The 17,022-nt window shown below is 33.5% G+C and carries 13 protein-coding genes and 1 pseudogene; 4 read left to right on the top strand and 10 right to left on the bottom strand.

Features of this window, described 5'->3' with window-relative positions; all coding sequences use genetic code 11:
- Both H603_RS17625 and H603_RS0112420 read left to right on the top strand, forming a co-directional pair.
- Nucleotides 1-191, top strand: a 191-nt coding sequence (locus tag H603_RS17625; protein ID WP_026708920.1) for a hypothetical protein, incomplete at its 5' end; no start/stop codon positions are given.
- Nucleotides 191-1,057 (top strand): IS3 family transposase, encoded by an 867-nt coding sequence (locus H603_RS0112420; RefSeq protein ID WP_035675991.1) that lies wholly within the window; start codon nt 191-193, stop codon nt 1,055-1,057. The genes H603_RS17625 and H603_RS0112420, both read left to right, overlap by 1 nt.
- Nucleotides 1,058-1,318: 261 nt before the next feature.
- Here H603_RS0112420 and H603_RS17690 read toward each other — a convergent pair whose 3' ends face one another.
- The 3 genes and pseudogenes from H603_RS17690 to H603_RS17800 all read right to left on the bottom strand — a co-directional run bounded on the left by H603_RS17690 (nt 1,319) and on the right by H603_RS17800 (nt 2,446).
- Complete coding sequence (locus H603_RS17690) at nt 1,319-1,444, bottom strand: transposase (protein ID WP_245576118.1); 126 nt, start codon at nt 1,442-1,444, stop codon at nt 1,319-1,321.
- A gap of 365 nt (nt 1,445-1,809) precedes the next feature.
- Nucleotides 1,810-1,944 (bottom strand): annotated as a pseudogene (locus tag H603_RS17685) (transposase); the annotation flags it as partial.
- A gap of 304 nt (nt 1,945-2,248) precedes the next feature.
- The gene (locus tag H603_RS17800) at nt 2,249-2,446 is read right to left on the bottom strand and encodes an ISAon1 family transposase N-terminal region protein (protein WP_455423190.1); all 198 of its coding nucleotides are present in this window, start codon (nt 2,444-2,446) and stop codon (nt 2,249-2,251) included.
- Nucleotides 2,447-3,039: 593 nt separating this feature from the next.
- On the opposite strand from H603_RS17800, the gene pafA reads away from it, so the two are divergent.
- Nucleotides 3,040-4,653: an alkaline phosphatase PafA gene (pafA, locus tag H603_RS0112415; protein ID WP_026708918.1), complete on the top strand. Its 1,614-nt coding sequence runs from the start codon at nt 3,040-3,042 to the stop codon at nt 4,651-4,653.
- A gap of 73 nt (nt 4,654-4,726) precedes the next feature.
- On the opposite strand, the gene lysA is transcribed toward pafA, so the two are convergent.
- The 3 genes from lysA to gltB form a co-directional block, all read right to left on the bottom strand.
- Entirely contained in the window at nt 4,727-5,944 is a 1,218-nt protein-coding gene (gene lysA, locus H603_RS0112410; protein ID WP_026708917.1) for a diaminopimelate decarboxylase, read from the bottom strand.
- A gap of 300 nt (nt 5,945-6,244) precedes the next feature.
- The gene (locus H603_RS0112405; RefSeq protein ID WP_026708916.1) at nt 6,245-7,699 is read right to left on the bottom strand and encodes a glutamate synthase subunit beta; all 1,455 of its coding nucleotides are present in this window, start codon (nt 7,697-7,699) and stop codon (nt 6,245-6,247) included.
- A gap of 2 nt (nt 7,700-7,701) precedes the next feature.
- Nucleotides 7,702-12,222: a glutamate synthase large subunit gene (gene gltB, locus H603_RS0112400; protein WP_026708915.1), complete on the bottom strand. Its 4,521-nt coding sequence runs from the start codon at nt 12,220-12,222 to the stop codon at nt 7,702-7,704.
- Between the two features lie 438 nt (nt 12,223-12,660).
- Between gltB and sucC the strand changes: the two genes are divergently transcribed.
- Nucleotides 12,661-13,854, top strand: coding sequence for an ADP-forming succinate--CoA ligase subunit beta (sucC, locus tag H603_RS0112395; RefSeq protein WP_026708914.1), 1,194 nt, complete (start codon nt 12,661-12,663; stop codon nt 13,852-13,854).
- Nucleotides 13,855-13,956: 102 nt separating this feature from the next.
- Here sucC and H603_RS0112390 read toward each other — a convergent pair whose 3' ends face one another.
- From H603_RS0112390 to H603_RS16780, 4 genes are all read right to left on the bottom strand, one after another.
- Complete coding sequence (locus H603_RS0112390; RefSeq protein WP_026708913.1) at nt 13,957-14,616, bottom strand: NAD(P)H-binding protein; 660 nt, start codon at nt 14,614-14,616, stop codon at nt 13,957-13,959.
- 3 nt (nt 14,617-14,619) lie between these two features.
- Complete coding sequence (locus H603_RS0112385; RefSeq protein WP_026708912.1) at nt 14,620-15,084, bottom strand: DUF1456 family protein; 465 nt, start codon at nt 15,082-15,084, stop codon at nt 14,620-14,622.
- 65 nt (nt 15,085-15,149) lie between these two features.
- Nucleotides 15,150-16,160 (bottom strand): dipeptide epimerase, encoded by a 1,011-nt coding sequence (locus H603_RS0112380; RefSeq protein ID WP_026708911.1) that lies wholly within the window; start codon nt 16,158-16,160, stop codon nt 15,150-15,152.
- Nucleotides 16,161-16,217: 57 nt separating this feature from the next.
- Nucleotides 16,218-16,829, bottom strand: a complete 612-nt coding sequence (locus tag H603_RS16780) for an alpha/beta hydrolase (protein WP_084157744.1) — start codon at nt 16,827-16,829, stop codon at nt 16,218-16,220.
- Between the last annotated feature and the right edge of the window lie 193 nt (nt 16,830-17,022).

The following is a 17,022-nucleotide window of genomic DNA, read 5'->3' as shown; positions in this document are numbered from 1 at the left end:
TTGAAGCCAAAGTAAAACTTCTAGAGAAGCAGAAGTCCTTACTGGAGAGACAAGCCTTTGTTGCAGATAAAAAAGCAATCATTTTTGATATGATGATTGATATCGCAGAAGAAGAATATAAAATTGATATACGAAAAAACTCTCCACCCGAACAATCGACCATTTTAAAGACAAAGAACAGCAAACAATAATGTTCGCCTGTAATTTGTTCGGGATAGACAGACAGGTTTATTATCGAAAAATAAAAAGAAAAAACAATAAGGAAGCTAAAGCAATCGAAGTAGTTTCGATGATTCACCAAGTTAGGAAATCAATGCCTAGACTTGGTGGTAAGAAATCATATCATTTATTGATAGATGATCTTAAATCAATGAAAATAGGGAGAGATAAGTTATTTGATATACTTAGAGCGAATCATTTACTAATTCAACCAAAGCGCAGTTATCACGTAACCACTAACTCTCATCATCGATTTAGAAAGCATCGCAACCTAATTCTAGGTTTAGAAATAAATAGACCCAATCAAGTTTGGGTTTCAGATATAACCTATATTGGAAAACGAGAAAAGCCGTGTTATTTGAGTCTAGTTACCGATGCATATTCTAAGAAAATAATGGGATATTATGTTGCTAACAGTATGAATACAGAAAGCAGTGTTAAGGCTCTAAATATGGCTATAAAGCAGAGAATGAGCAATGAAACACCATTTATTCATCATTCAGATAGAGGATTGCAATATTGTGCGAATGCTTATCAAAACACTTTAAATAAAAACGGAATACTACCAAGTATGACGCAAAACTCTGACCCATATGAAAATGCTGTAGCTGAAAGAATAAACGGAATATTAAAACAGGAATTCATGATTGATAAATACAATTTAGATTTAAATATCATGAAAAAAATTGTCAAAGAATCAGTCAATATATACAATGAATTAAGACCTCATTATTCTAATCATATGCTAACTCCAAACAAAATGCATTTACAAAGTCAGATTAAAATGAAGACTTATAAAACAAAAAACACTTGCAAAAACATTTTTGCAAGTGTTTAATTAAAAATTTTTATCTAATAATCTGTATCGGTTATTTAGGACGAGACAAATAGTTTTAAAAAGAGAATAGATATAATGTAATACAAACAAATTAGTTAAGCCCGCGGAAGTTCCAATACTTCGGGAGTACTTTAATTATGTAGGAGTTCCGATAGCTATCGGGAGTCGTCGCCTTTCATTAAAGAACCCTTAGGATCAAGTTTAAAAGTTGGGGATTAGGCAAAAAGATTAGATAATCTAAACAAGAAAAAATCAATTTTTCTAACGCCTCTTTCCGATAGTTATCGGGAGAATTCTAAAAGCTTTTATTTTGGCGTTAAAGGATTCTGCTGCTGCATTAGTATTTCTGTTACCAAAATAGTTCAAAATGTTTTGATAATGATTGATTATAATTCGAGATATTGTGTTGAAAGACTTAAATCCTGATTGATTTACTTTTTCATGTCATTTAGTTAGTCTGGCAAAACCAATGATTTTGTCGGTTGTGATTTCAAAGATGTTCCGTAATCTTTGAGATAGATTGTAAGCTTCTATTATGTCGGGATATAATTCAAATAACAATAATGCTCGTTGCAGTTGATTTTCCGTCTATTTTGATTTATTCTTGAATAAGAAATACCTACTTCTAGCAATTAATTGCTTAATAATATCTCCATTAGTCAATGCTTTAGTCTCAAACCTTTTTTTATTTTTCTTCGCTTTTTCTGTCGCCTGATTTTCTTGGTCTATAGCTTACCAACGGTATTTAATTCTTATTTCTTGTAAAGCTTCTGTAGCCAATTTGGAACGTGGAACCGGTCGATGACGCGTGTTGTATTAGGAAAGGATTTCTTGGCTATCAGTACCATATTCCCTGCCATATCAAGGTTTGTCTCAATTACTAAATTACGTTGTTTAAGGGAACTTTTTCAATAATAGATATCACGACATCAGCTTTAGTCCCAAGAATCATTGCTACTGTAGTTTCTTTTTTACACTTTGCCGCTTTGTTTGCCAAAACATATAGAGTTCGCCATTATATAATCAGGTTTCGTCTATCGATAAGCGTTTGTCAATGTTTTCTGTAAAAATAACCATTCTTTTGCGTGTGATTTTTGATTCCACATTTTAAAATCACTTAAAAAATCTTTATATCCATGTTGTGGATTTTTACCGCTAACAACATAGAAAAAGGCGATAGCTTTGCAATCATTAGACTTGGAATCTATTGATTGTTTTTAAAAAAGACGCGAAGTCCTGTGTCACCCGAATTCCGTCCAATACTAAATTCCAATCCCGATGGCTATCGGGACTAAAAACAACTTGACTTGTATTTTCATTAATCCACCTTCTGCGAGTGATATGAAGATATACTTGATGTCCACGTATTGGAAAATCTTGAACAGTAATCTCATCAAAGAATCCTTTGGAACTTAACTTAAAATGTTGATGATCTTTCGGAAGTGAATTAATCTATTAAATGAAGATGAAAAATTTTTTTTCTTTTTTTATAAGAAATTATTTCTAAATACCCATTTTATTTATATGGTTCATTTCTTAATGTTGAATGCGTGAAGGATAGAAGTAGCATCCTTTTCTATTGTTTGCTCTAATTTTAGAGTAAACAATAGAAAAGATAAAACGGATAGCCCGGCCTGCAAGGTCACGTCCACGTTATTGAGAGCTCTGTTTTATTTTATAAATTCTTATTGGAGATTATATTGTTCTAATATAATTAATTTATAAATTCTTGTATATTCTTCGTGTAACGCTCTACTTTTTTATTCAATTGACAAATTAAAATTTAAAATTATCTAGTTTCAGTTTTACATACTTGATGTGTTTTTATAATATATAAATGTCCGTTTGTACTGAGTAATCACTGACTCTTCGTGTTCATTAAATTATTGTTAAATACCGTTCATCGCTAGGCATTAATGGTCTTGATGAGATGTTTTTGCTAGTTAATTGTTTATTTTTGTCTGTAAATAATAAATTTTAGGATGAAAAAAATTTTAATGTTGCTTACAGCAGGAATTCTTTCAAATTTACAAGCTCAAGATCGACCTAAGCTTGTCATAGGTATTGTTGTTGACCAAATGAAGATGGAATATCTTTACCGTTTCTCTGATGATTTTTCTAATGATGGATTTAAAAGATTGATGGGTGATGGTTATACTTTTCAAAACATGCATTACAACTATATGCCCACCTATACCGCTCCAGGTCATGCCTCAATCTATACTGGTACTACACCAGCAAGTCACGGAATTGTAAGTAATGAATGGTTTAGTAGGAAGCTAGGAAAGGATATGTATTGTACTGATGACGCAGATGTTAGTACTGTAGGTGATGGTACAAAAGAGGAAGGAATGATGTCTCCTAAAAATCTTTTGACTACTACAATTACAGACGAGTTACGATTGGGAACAAATTTTAAAGGTAAAGTTATTGGAATGAGTCTGAAAGATCGTGGTGCTATTTTACCTGCAGGGCATTTTGCAAACTGGGCTTTCTGGTACAGTAAAACAGGTTCATTTATTTCTAGTACTTTCTATGGGGATAAATTACCGTCTTGGGTGGAGAAGTTTAATGAGGAGAAACATTATATGCCCTATATAAATAAGGGATGGGATTTATTGAAATCTAAAGCTATATATAATGAAAGTTTAGAAGATAATAATCCGTACGAAGGCAAATTATATAATAGCACAGCTCCAGTATTTCCATATGATTTAAAAGATATGTATTCTAAAAACGATGCGGGAGTGCTTCGTTCAACACCTTTTGGAAATAATCTGTTAGCTGAATTTGCTAAAAAAGCTATTGAGAAAGAAGAACTTGGAAAAGATAATATTACGGATTTTCTAACTGTGAGTTTTTCATCTACTGATTATGTTGGCCATTTATTAGGACCAAGATCTATGGAATTGCAGGACACTTATTTGAGATTAGATCAAACTATTGCTGATTTTCTTAAGTATTTGGATAAAACGGTAGGTAAGGATAACTATTTATTGTTCTTAACCGCTGACCATGCAGGTGCTGAGAATGTAAGTTTCTTGAAAGATCATAAATATAATGTTAATAGCATTAGTCCAAAAGATATTCGCACCAACTTAAAAGACTTTTCTATGAAAACTTTTGGAGCAGATTTAGTATTAGATTATGGTAGTTTTAATTTGTTTTTAAATAAAGAAATTATTAGTACTAAGAAACTTGATTTAGCCTTGGTTAAGAATTCATTCAAAGAGTATTTAATGAAGCAGGATTATGTTAAGAGAGTTTACACTGAAGAAGAGATATTGAATTCTACAGGGAATGACTACTATTTAAACTTTATTGCTAAAGGATATGATGTTACTCAAAATGGAGATTTAATTATTTTAGACAAACCGGGTTACATAGAATATCAAGGTACAGGTACGTCGCATGGAACTACATATACCTATGATACTCACGTTCCTGCTATTTTTTACGGATGGCATGTGAAAAAAGGAGAGTCTTTTAATAAGAAAGTAATCACTCAGATTGCTCCAACAATTGCGCAAAAGATCAAAGTCGCTTTTCCTAATGGTACAGAAGCTAATGTTCTTGAAGAAATATTAAACGAATAAAGTTGAAATGACTTCATAAAAAAAAGGTGTATTTATTAATTATAAATACACCTTTTTTAATGGTTGTAACTTTCTAAACTTTTGCAGGTAAAGGCAATGAAATTTGATTTTTGATTAAATCCTCAAAGGTTTCGTGAGCTCTAATTAAATGTCCTTGGCCTTCAAGCCATAAAACCTCTGCTGGTTTATATCTAGAGTTATAATTAGAGGCCATAGAATAGCAGTAAGCTCCGGCATTTCTAAAACTCAAGATATCTCCTTCTTTAATTTCTGGAATTCTTCTATTATTAGCAAAAGTATCTGTCTCACAGATATATCCTACCACTGAATAAAAGCGCTCTTTTCCTTTAGGATTTGAAATGTTTTCGATATGGTGTTGTGAACCATATAACATAGGTCGAATTAGATGATTAAAACCACTATCAATTCCAGCAAAAACTGTAGACGTGGTTTGTTTAATTACATTTACTTTTACTAGAAATTGTCCAGCTTCACTAACTAGGAACTTTCCTGGTTCAAAAATTAAGGTTAATTCTTTGCCGTATTCAGTGCAAAAAGCATTGAACCTTTTGGATAATTTTTTTCCTAATTCTTCAATATCTGTTTCAATATCATCTTTTTTATAAGGAACTTTAAAACCACTACCAAAATCTAGGAATTCTAAGTTTTTAAAGTTTCTAGCAGCATCGAATAAAATTTCGGCTGCATATAAGAATACTTCAATATCTAATATATCTGATCCTGTATGCATGTGAATACCTACAATATTCATTTTAGTGTTTTCTACAATACGAACAAGATGGGGTAATTGATGTATTGAGATTCCAAATTTACTATCAATATGTCCAACAGATATGTTTGTGTTTCCTCCAGCCATTACATGCGGGTTGATACGGATACAAACAGGGACATTAGGATGCTTAGCTCCAAACTGCTCTAATATAGATAGGTTGTCAATATTGATTTGAACTCCCATTGCATTCACTTCTTCAATTTCTTCAAGAGACACACCATTAGGGGTATAGAATATTTTTTCAGGTGAATAGCCAGCATGCAGGCCTAATAATACTTCTTGAATAGAAACCGTATCTAATCCTGATCCCATATCTCTCAAAAGTTCAAGGATAGCAACGTTTGATAACGCTTTCATTGCATAATTGATGCGTAACTTTTCAACTTTAGAAAAGGCTTTAGTTAAACGATTATACTGTGATTTTATTTTTTCGGCATCATAAACATATAATGGACTGCCAAATTGTTCTGCTAGTTGAAGTAAGTCTTTTGATTGCATCGTTATTATTTTTAAGCAAATTTATTATTCTTTATCTGTTCCCGCAAGCGAATATATGATTTCTAACAAATTGTAACAAAAAGTTGTAATTATAACAAAACGTATGTTTTCTTGCTAAAAAATGATTAGGTAAAGTAGGGATTGGATGATTCAAAACGCTGTGATTTTTAGAAGGTGCGTGAAAATTGTAGCATACTGCCTTAACATGAGCGATGATACAAGAGGAATTTTGCTAGCTTATAAATAAAAAATGACCGTCAAAAAGTATCTTGACAGTCATTTTAAGTTATTTATTGTATTTTATAAACTTGGTAAATCTCCAGATCCCTTAGTAGGTAAATTTGTTGATCCCATTAAGTATAAATCTACCTCACGAGCTGCTTCTCGACCTTCTGATATTGCCCAAACAATCAATGATTGTCCGCGACGCATGTCTCCAGCGGTAAAAATATTTGGCTTATTAGTTTGATAATTTGATGCTTTGTAGTTGCTTCTCATATCAGTTTCAAGACCTAATTGCTCACTTAATGTTTTCTCTGGACCAGTAAAGCCTAGAGCCAGCAAAGCTAAATCACAAGGCCAAATTTTTTCTGACCCTTCTTTTTCAACTAATTCTGGTCTTTGTCCGGGAGTTATTTTCCAAGCAACTTCAACAGTTTTTAAACCTATTAATTCTCCTTTATCATTTGCGATAAATTCTTTAGTGTTTATTAACCAGTTTCTTTCACAACCTTCCTCATGTGATGAAGATGTTTTCAACTGTAGAGGCCAATATGGCCAAGGAGTAGTTTCGCTACGACCAACCGGAGGCTTAGGCATAATTTCAAAATTAGTTACTGATTTTGCACCATGTCTATTAGAGGTTCCAACACAGTCAGATCCCGTATCTCCACCACCTATTACAATCACATCTTTACCTGTAGCTTTGATTTGGTTATCAATATTCTCACCATAAAGCACTTTTGTTTGTTGTGTTAAAAAGTCCATTGCTTGAACCACTCCTTTTGTTTCAATTCCTTTAGTAGGTAAGCTTCTTCTCTCGGTAGCACCACCACATAAAACAATTGAATCAAATGTGTTTAGTTGTTCAACGCTAAAGTTTACTCCAACATTTACATTAGTTTTAAATGTAATTCCCTCTAATTCTAATATTTTTACACGACGATCAATGATTCCTTTTTCTAGTTTAAAATTTGGAATACCGTAGCGTAATAAACCACCAATTGCATTATCTCTTTCAAAAACAGTCACAGTGTGTCCAGCACGATTTAACTGTTGCGCTGCCGCTAATCCTGCAGGTCCTGAACCAATAACTGCAACCGTCTTACCAGTGCGCTTAGCGGGAGTTTGTGGTTTTATCCAGCCTTCAGCAAATCCTCTTTCGATAATATTTTTTTCGATATTTTCAATAGCTACAGGAGCTTCGATAATTCCTAAGACACATGATTTCTCACATGGAGCAGGGCATAAGCGACCTGTAAATTCGGGGAAATTATTTGTTGATTGCAAAATTTCTAATGCACTTTGCCATTCTTCCTGATGCACCATGTCATTAAAATCAGGAATTAAATTTCCTAAGGGGCATGCACTATGACAAAACGGAATTCCGCAATCCATACATCTTGATCCTTGCTCTTTAATTTTATCTTTTGGTAACTGAATAGTGAATTCATTATAATTAATTACACGATCCTCTACTGCTATATTATTTTCGTCTGTTCTTTCAAATTCTTTAAATCCGCCTATCTTTCCCATAACTATGCTGTTGCTATTAGTTCTTCAATTTTCTGTTCCTCTGCTAATCGTTGTAACGCTATTTTGTAGTCACGAGGCATTACTTTAACGAAATGTTTTTGCTGGTTTTCCCAATCTTCCAATAATCTTTTAGCTAGTGGACTATTAGTATACATAGAATGGTTTTTGATCAAACGTCTCAATTTTATCAAGTCATCTTCCTCTAATGTTTCTAATGCGACCATCTCCATATTGCAAAGGCCATTCTCAAATTGTTTTTGCTCGTCAAAAACGTAAGCAACACCACCACTCATACCAGCAGCAAAATTTCGTCCTGTTCTTCCTAGAATAGCAACTGTACCTCCGGTCATGTACTCACAACCGTGATCTCCAATTCCTTCTACAACTGCTGTTGCTCCTGAATTTCTCACACAAAAACGTTCTCCAGCAATACCGTTAATATATGCTTCTCCAGTTATTGCACCGTAAAGGGCGACGTTCCCAATGATGATATTATTCTCTGGTTTGAATGTTGCAGTAGGGGGAACCTTAATAATTAATTTTCCTCCCGATAAACCTTTACCTAAATAATCATTACAGTTACCATGTATTTTAAATGACAAACCATTTGTTGCAAATGCTCCAAAACTTTGACCTGCCGAACCAGTGAAATCTACTAGTATTGTGTCTTCTGGCAAACCTTGTGCACCATAAATTTTCGAAATTTCATTACTTAAAATTGCTCCAACCGATCGATCAGTATTTTTAATATCAAACGTTACTCTTGTTTTTTCTTTTCTGTAAATGGAAGGAATAGCAGCTTTTATTATTTCGAAATCCAATACATTATCTAAGGCGTGATCTTGCGTAGTTGTATTGTGATTAGGTACTGTTTTTGCTTTTTCTGGTTTGTATAAAATTGTAGATAAATCTAAACCGTTTGCTTTATAATGCTTAATTGCTTTATTAACATTCAGTTTTTGAGATTGTCCCACCATTTCTTTCAAAGTTCTAAAACCCAATTGAGCCATAATTTCTCTTAACTCCTCTGCAATAAAATACATAAAGTTAATGATGTGCTCTGGTGTCCCTTTGAAATTTTTTCTTAATTCTGGATCCTGTGTTGCAATACCCACTGGGCAAGTATTCAAGTGACAAGCTCTCATCATGATACATCCAGAAGCTACTAATGGAGCTGTTGCAAAACCAAATTCTTCGGCTCCAAGTAGTGCAGCGATAGCAACGTCACGACCTGTTTTAAGTTGGCCGTCACACTCTAAAACAACACGGCTTCTTAAATCATTTAAAATTAGTGTTTGTTGAGCTTCTGCCAAACCAAGTTCCCATGGAATACCAGTATGTTGTAATGATGTTAATGGAGCAGCGCCTGTTCCTCCATCGTACCCCGAAATTAAAATCACATCGGCTTTTGCTTTGGCAACTCCGGCAGCGATTGTTCCTACACCTACTTCTGAAACTAATTTTACGTTCACACGTGCTTCTCTATTGGCATTTTTTAAATCAAATATCAATTGAGATAAATCTTCAATAGAATAAATGTCGTGATGTGGTGGCGGAGAAATCAATCCTACATATGGTGTAGAATTTCTTGTTTCAGCAATCCACGGCACTACTTTTTCACCTGGTAATTGTCCACCTTCACCTGGTTTAGCTCCTTGAGCCATTTTAATTTGAATCTCTTTAGCGCTTGTCAAATAGTTAATAGATACCCCAAAACGACCGGAAGCTACTTGCTTAATTGCACTATTTTTTGAATCTCCATTAACTTCTTTTTGAAAACGTTTTGGATTTTCTCCACCTTCTCCAGAATTACTTTTTCCGCCAATTCTGTTCATAGCAATAGCCAAATTCTCATGTGCTTCTTGACTGATTGATCCGTAAGACATAGCACCAGTTTTGAATTTTTTCACAATTTCTGTCCAAGGTTCTACTTCATCGATAGATATTGGATCTAAATTATTAAATTCAAACATTCCGCGAATAGTCATTAAATTAGCGCTTTGCTCATTGACCATTTTAGAATATTCGGCGTAGCTTTCTGGGCTGTTTAAGCGAACTGCTTGTTGTAATTTAGCAATTGTAGTAGGGTTAAACATGTGTTTTTCACCGTTTCTTCTCCATCTGTATATTCCTCCAATTTCTAAAGGCAATAAACCTGCAATTTTAGAATTAGGAAATGCTTTTTGATATCTAAGTTTGATTTCCTTTTCGATTTCCATTAAACCAATTCCTTCAATTCTAGAAGGTGTGTATGGAAAGTATTTAGATGAAAATGTTTTATTTAGACCTAAAATCTCAAAAATTTGCGCAGCTCTATAAGAATGTAATGTAGAGATCCCAATTTTATTCATTATTTTTAGAATCCCTTTGGCAATAGCCTTATTGTAATTAGTAATGGCATAATCAGCATTTACTCCAGTAAGATGGCCATGAGCTACTTCATCACGAATAATTTCATTCACTAAATACGGGTTGATTGCACTTGCTCCGTAGCCAAATAACAAAGCAAAATGATGCGGTTCGCGTGGTTCAGCTGATTCAATTATAATTCCGAATTTAGAACGAACTTGTAATTTGTTTAAAGAGTGGTGAATGTAAGAACACGCTAATAGCATTGGGATAGGAGCAAGTTCTTCGCTAACACCTCTATCTGATAATATGATAATATTGTGACCTTCATTTACTGCTTTGTACGTTGCTTGAACACATTTTTCTAAAGCACGCTCCAAGCCATTAACTCCTTTTTCAATTTTATATAAAGTAGATATCGAAACTGATTTGAAATCAGGATGATCAATATTTTTAATTTTATCTAAATCCTCTTTAGAAATAACTGGATTTTGAATTTTTAGTTTTTTACAGTGTTTAGATTCAATATCAAAAATATTGTAATCGCCACCAATTGCTAAACTGATATCTGTAATAATTTCTTCGCGTATTCCGTCTAATGGCGGATTAGTAACCTGCGCAAATAACTGTTTGAAATAGTTGTAAAGCAGTTGTGGTTTTTCTGAAAGTATAGCTAATGGAGTATCATTCCCCATTGAACTAATAACTTCAGCACCTTTTGAACCCATTGGGTTAATTGTCGTTTTTAGATCTTCTAATGTGTAGCCAAATAAACGTAATCTCGTTTCATAATCTAATTTTTCAATTGTATTCTCATTATTAGTATAAGGTACTTTTGCAAGCGGTAATAAATTTTCATTCAACCATTGTCTGTAAGGGCGTTTTGTTACGATCGCATTTTTAATTTCGTCATCTTCAATAATACGGCCTTCGTTCATATCTACAAGGAACATTTTTCCAGGTTCTAATCGACCATGTTGCACTACGTCCTCAGGGTTTACATCAAGAACTCCAATTTCTGAAGACATGATTACAAATCCGCTTTTTGTCAACGTATAGCGAGAAGGACGTAGGCCATTTCTGTCTAAAAGAGCACCAATTACATTTCCATCAGTGAAAGGAATAGAAGCAGGCCCATCCCATGGTTCCATGATACAAGCGTTGTACTCATAAAAAGCTTTCTTTTCATCCGACATTGTTTGGTGTTTCTCCCAGGCTTCAGGAACGACCATCATCATTGCTTCAGGAAGAGTACGGCCTGTCATTAACAGCAATTCGATTACCATATCCATAGAAGCAGAGTCTGATTTTCCTTCTAATATAATAGGAAACATCTTTTTTATGTCATCGCCAAAAATAGGACTTTCCATTAACTCTTCACGAGCACGCATCCTACTTATATTTCCTCTTAAAGTATTGATCTCACCATTGTGACACATGTATCTAAAAGGTTGTGCTAGTTCCCAAGAAGGAAAAGTATTTGTAGAGAATCGTTGGTGTACTAGCGCTAAACGAGTAACCACGTCTGTATCTGACAGGTCAGTATAATACCTGCTGATATCTTCAGGCATTAATAATCCTTTATATATTATCGTCGTGGTCGATAAGCTAGAAAAGTAAAACATGTGACTTTCAGAAATTTTAGAATCTCTAATAATGTGTTCTCCTATCTTTCTTGCTGCAAATAATTTTGCATTAAATTCCTGTTCTGTTAATTCTAATCCATTTTTTCCAATGAATACTTGAACGACAGTTGGTTCTTTTTCAGCTGCAATTTGTCCAAGGTTTGAAACATCGACAGGTACTGCTCTCCAACCTAAAACTTTTAAATTTTGATCACTTACTGCTTTCTCAAATGTTTTTTTGCAAAAATCTAATTGATTTGTTTTTTTCGGTAAGAATAGCATCCCCACTGCATATTCTCTAGTTTCCGGAATTTCAAAATCACAAACTTTCTTGAAAAAATTATGTGGAATGTCAAAAAGTATTCCTGCTCCATCTCCTGTTCTACCATCTGCACTTACTGCACCACGATGCTCTAATTTAATTAAGATATCGAGGGCTTTGTGAATAATATCGTTTGATTTTATTCCGTTTAAGTTACAAATAAATCCTGCGCCACAGTTGTCATGCTCAAATTCTGGCAAATAAAGGCCTTGTTCTTTAACTCTCATGCTCTATATTTTTTTTATACAAAAATAAAGGATTCGTTAAATATAATGCACGAGAATGCAGTTAAAGCCGATATTTTTATACTTATAATAGAAAAACGCCTTATAAATGATAATAATTTCATGAGGCTATGTCTCAATTGTCAAATTGATAATGTAGTATTTGCAAGTAGCCTAATTATTAAATAAATGTTAAGGAAATTGAATTTTGAAGGCAGAAAATCAAACGTTATCGTAATTTTAGAATTTAACAATTCTGGTTGTAATTCGTTATAAATCTTATCGAATAAGCAATGAGATGAAGTTTGAAATTATCAAAAATGTTTTTCTTAAATAAGATGCTTTAAATAAACAAAAACATTTCACAGTTTAGATGAATTTTGCTATTTTTGTGCCACTTATATTCTGAAATAAATTCAGGATTCAGACAAATTCTATATTATGAACATACACGAATATCAAGGAAAAGAGATTTTAGCTAGCTACGGAGTTCGCATTCAACGTGGAATCGTTGCTAATACTGCAGATGAAGCGGTGGAAGCTGCAAAACAATTAACTACTGAAACGGGAACGAGTTGGTTTGTTGTAAAAGCACAAGTTCATGCAGGTGGACGTGGTAAAGGTGGTGGAGTTAAACTTGCTAAAAATTTAGACCAAGTTAAAGAAATTTCAGGACAAATTATCGGAATGCAACTAGTTACTCCTCAAACTTCTGCTGAAGGAAAAAAAGTAAACAAAGTTTTAATCGCTGAAGATGTTTATTATCCTGGTGAATCTGAAACTAATGAATTTTATGTTTCTGTACTTTTAAATAGAGCTACAGGTCGTAATATGATTATGTATTCTACTGAAGGTGGAATGGATATTGAAGAAGTTGCTGAGCACACTCCGCACTTAATTTTTACTGAAGAAGTTGACCCTTCTGTAGGTTTACAAGGTTTTCAAGCAAGAAGAATTGCTTTTAACTTAGGTCTTTCTGGAAATGCTCATAAAGAAATGGTGAAATTCATCGGTGCTTTATATAATGCATACATTGGATCTGACGCTTCTATGTTTGAAATTAACCCAGTTTTGAAAACATCTGACGATAAAATTTTAGCAGTTGATGCTAAGGTAAATATCGATGATAACGCTTTATACAGACAACCGAAATATAACGACATGCGTGATATTCTTGAAGAAAATCCAATTGAAGTTGAAGCAAAAGAAGTAGGATTGAACTATGTTGATCTTGATGGTTCTGTAGGATGTATGGTTAACGGAGCTGGATTAGCAATGGCAACTATGGATTTAATTAAATATGCTGGATTTGAGCCTGCTAATTTCCTAGATGTAGGTGGAACTGCAGATGCAAAACGTGTTGAAACTGCTTTCCGTATTATCTTAAAAGATCCTAACGTTAAAGCTATTTTAATTAACATTTTTGGTGGTATCGTTCGTTGTGACCGTGTCGCACAAGGTGTTGTTGATGCTTATAAAAATATGGGTGATGCAATTAAAGTACCAATCATTGTTCGTTTACAAGGTACAAATGCAGCTATCGCAAAAGAATTAATTGATAATTCAGGAATGCCAATTTTATCTGCTGTTGAATTTCAAGAAGCAGCTGATCAAGTACAAGCGGCACTTTCTTAATTAGAAATAAATATATGTACAAAAAAACCTGTTAGTTTATCTAACAGGTTTTTTTTATGTCTATAAAGCAATTAAAGTGACTGTTGCAATAGTTTAGGAAAACTATGAATTAACAATCTCTTCTATAGCAGCTGAATTGTAAACAGTAAATCCAGGGGTATTTTTTAAGGCAATAATTTCTAACGCTTTTGCTACTGTAGCGCTTTCAATAGGTTTGTAATTTTTTAGTTTTCCAACCAATAAAAATGAGAAAGCCTTCATTACAAATCCGCCAATTTTTTCTCCTAGACGAAATTCGTCTCTATTTCCTAAAAGAATAGAAGGTCGCAGCACGGCAACACTTTCAAAGGTTGATTGCTTTAAAAAGTCTTCAATGCTTCCTTTAGTCTTAAGGTAAAAACTATTTGAATCTTTATCAGCTCCCATTGAAGAGATAATTAAAAATTGCTTCACACCATTTTTTAACGCGATGGTAGCAAATTGCTTAGGGTACTCAAAATCTACTTTTTTAAAAGCCTCTTTACTTCCTGCTTTTTTAATTGTCGTTCCAATAGTACAAAAGAAATCGTCCCCTTTTACTAAAGATTCATATGATTCGGGTTTGTCAAAATCAATAATTTCTTCGGTAAATTTAAGATGTTGAACGCCAGTTTTTCTTTTACTAAAAGTGATAACTTTGCTGTATTCCTTATTGTTCAATAATTGTTTTAATAATGTTGATCCTATTAAACCTGTACTTCCAATAATTAAAGCAGTTTTCATAGTTTATGCTTTTTTATTTTTACCAAAGTTGAATTTGACCTTCTCGACTACTTGCGTTTTATTATTCCCTTTTGGGAATTGTTTCTTAGACGGCTTTTTAGCTGCACTCGTTTTTGATGGTGCCTCATCGCCTCTAGATTTTTCCTCATCTCTAGGCTTTGGTTTGAATTCTGCTCTCTCCTTTGTAGTAGCTTTAGCAGGAATTTGTGCTTTATGCTTGGCTAAAACGTCATTCGGGTTTTTAGGGTTTTCTTTTGTACCGCGTAAATGTATTACTAACGCGTTAAGAAAATTGCGAAGAACTTGGTCTCCACATTCCATATAATTTTCGTGTTTTTCATCACGAAAAAATGCTCCCAATTCAGATTTAGTGATTCTAAAATCAACTAATCCTAGGATTTCAATTATTTGGTCGTCGCGAAGCATTAATGCGACACGTAATTTCTTAAAAATATCGTTATTTGTCAAGATGTTATGTTTTTTTACAAAGGTACGTTTTTATATTAATTTCAGTTCAAATAAAATTTCAGTAATTATAATAAAGCCACTCCAGTTCCAATAGTACTTGAATAATGTACCTTACCGTAATCTAACGTAATACCGTCAGCAATATCTTCTTTTAAGAGAAGTGCACCATCCATATCAACATAATCTAGAAGAGGTAACAAATGTGCAATTGCTGAAATACCAACATTCGATTCGGTCATACAACCTACCATTGTTTTAAGCCCTAAGCGTTTTGCATTTTCAAGCATTCTTTTTGCAGGTGTGAGTCCACCGCATTTCATCAATTTGATATTTACACCGTGGAAATATCCGTGGCATCTGGTAATGTCAGTTTCTATAATGCAGCTTTCGTCAGCTATAATTGGTAAAGCGGCATGATTGAAAACTTCCATATGTCCTGTCCAATTATCTGCTTTTAAAGGTTGTTCTATAAACTCGACTCCTAAATCTTTTAAAATATAGGAGTTATCAATAGTTTCTTGAACATCCCATCCGCAATTTGCGTCTACTCTAAATATAGCGTTGCTGTGTTTCCTTAATTCAGTTATGATGGCAATATCTTCTTTTGTCCCCAATTTAATTTTATAAATAGGCCAAGGAAGTTCTTGCATTTTTTGGACCATTTTCTCAATAGAAGCTATCCCTATCGTATAATTAGTTAAGGGATTATTCGAAATATCGTAATTCCAGTACTGATATAATTTTTGGCCTTGTTGACGTGAACAAAGATCTGTAAAAGCCATGTCTAAAGCGCAAAGTGAAAATAAGTCATCTTTTAAATGAGGTAGCATTTCGTTCCAAAATTCTTCAGGTTGAGTAGCTTTAGATAGCTCAATTTTCTCCTTTAAGTTTAGTAATGTTTTATGCATATTCTCTACGGTAATATTGTAATATGGATTTGCAGTAGCATCTCCATATCCTGTAACCCCGCACACAGTTAGTGCTACAATTAATGTAGGTTGCACATCAATAGAAACGCGCGAAATTGTGAAAGTGTGTTTCAGTTTTAAATCGTAAGGTTTTAATTCCAGTCGCATGCAAATCTTAATTTTATATTTGGGTAAGTCATAGGAGTAATAAATATAGTGAAATACTCAGTAGTCTAACCATAAAATTGCATCAACAAAATGATCTCGCCATAGTTTTTCGTTTTGTTGTCCTTTTTTAATAACTACTTTTTTCAAATTCTTGCTTTTGATTTTTGTATCTGTAATTAAAGTAGATTCTAATTTGTCAATTTCAGTAATCATAGCCTCATCTTCGTTATCGCCACATAATAAATATAATTTTTCAGGTATTTTTTTCGAAAAGGATACTGCTTTAAAAATTTTTTTCGAAAACCAAAGTGAAGGAGAGAAAACAGCTATTTTTCCAAATACATTAGGATATTTTATTCCGCTGTATAAAGTCACTAATCCTCCTAAAGAACTACCCATCATTAAGGTGTTTTTCCTATTTGCTTTAGTTCTATACATACTGTCAATCCTAGGTTTTAGAGTATGAACAATAAAATCAACATAATTATCTGCGTCACCACCTCCATATTTCTCATATTTGTATGGCGTTAGTTCTGATATTCTTTTGTCATTACCGTGTTCGATTCCTATTACTATGAGTTCCGCCTGTAAGCTATCTAATTTTTCATCCACATTCCATTCCCCTGAGTAGGCAGTTTTATCATCAAATAAATTTTGAGCGTCGTGCATATAAAGAACGTTATGCCACTTTGAGATGGCTGGAAGTTTGTAACCGCTCAATTTTCGGCTTAACGAAAACTGGATGCGAAACGATAATTCCACTAAGTTCCAGCTAGCTCAAAGCATCAATGTAAAAGCATAACTTTGAGAGTACTAAAAACGAAGATTATGCAATTACAAGATGCCTTTTCTAAACCAAAGA

The sequence above is a fragment of the Flavobacterium frigidarium DSM 17623 genome (genome assembly GCF_000425505.1).
In the GTDB taxonomy this organism is placed as follows: domain Bacteria; phylum Bacteroidota; class Bacteroidia; order Flavobacteriales; family Flavobacteriaceae; genus Flavobacterium; species Flavobacterium frigidarium.
The sequence above is the reverse complement of the archived record's forward strand: the minus strand, read 5'-3'. Positions and strand labels throughout refer to the sequence as shown.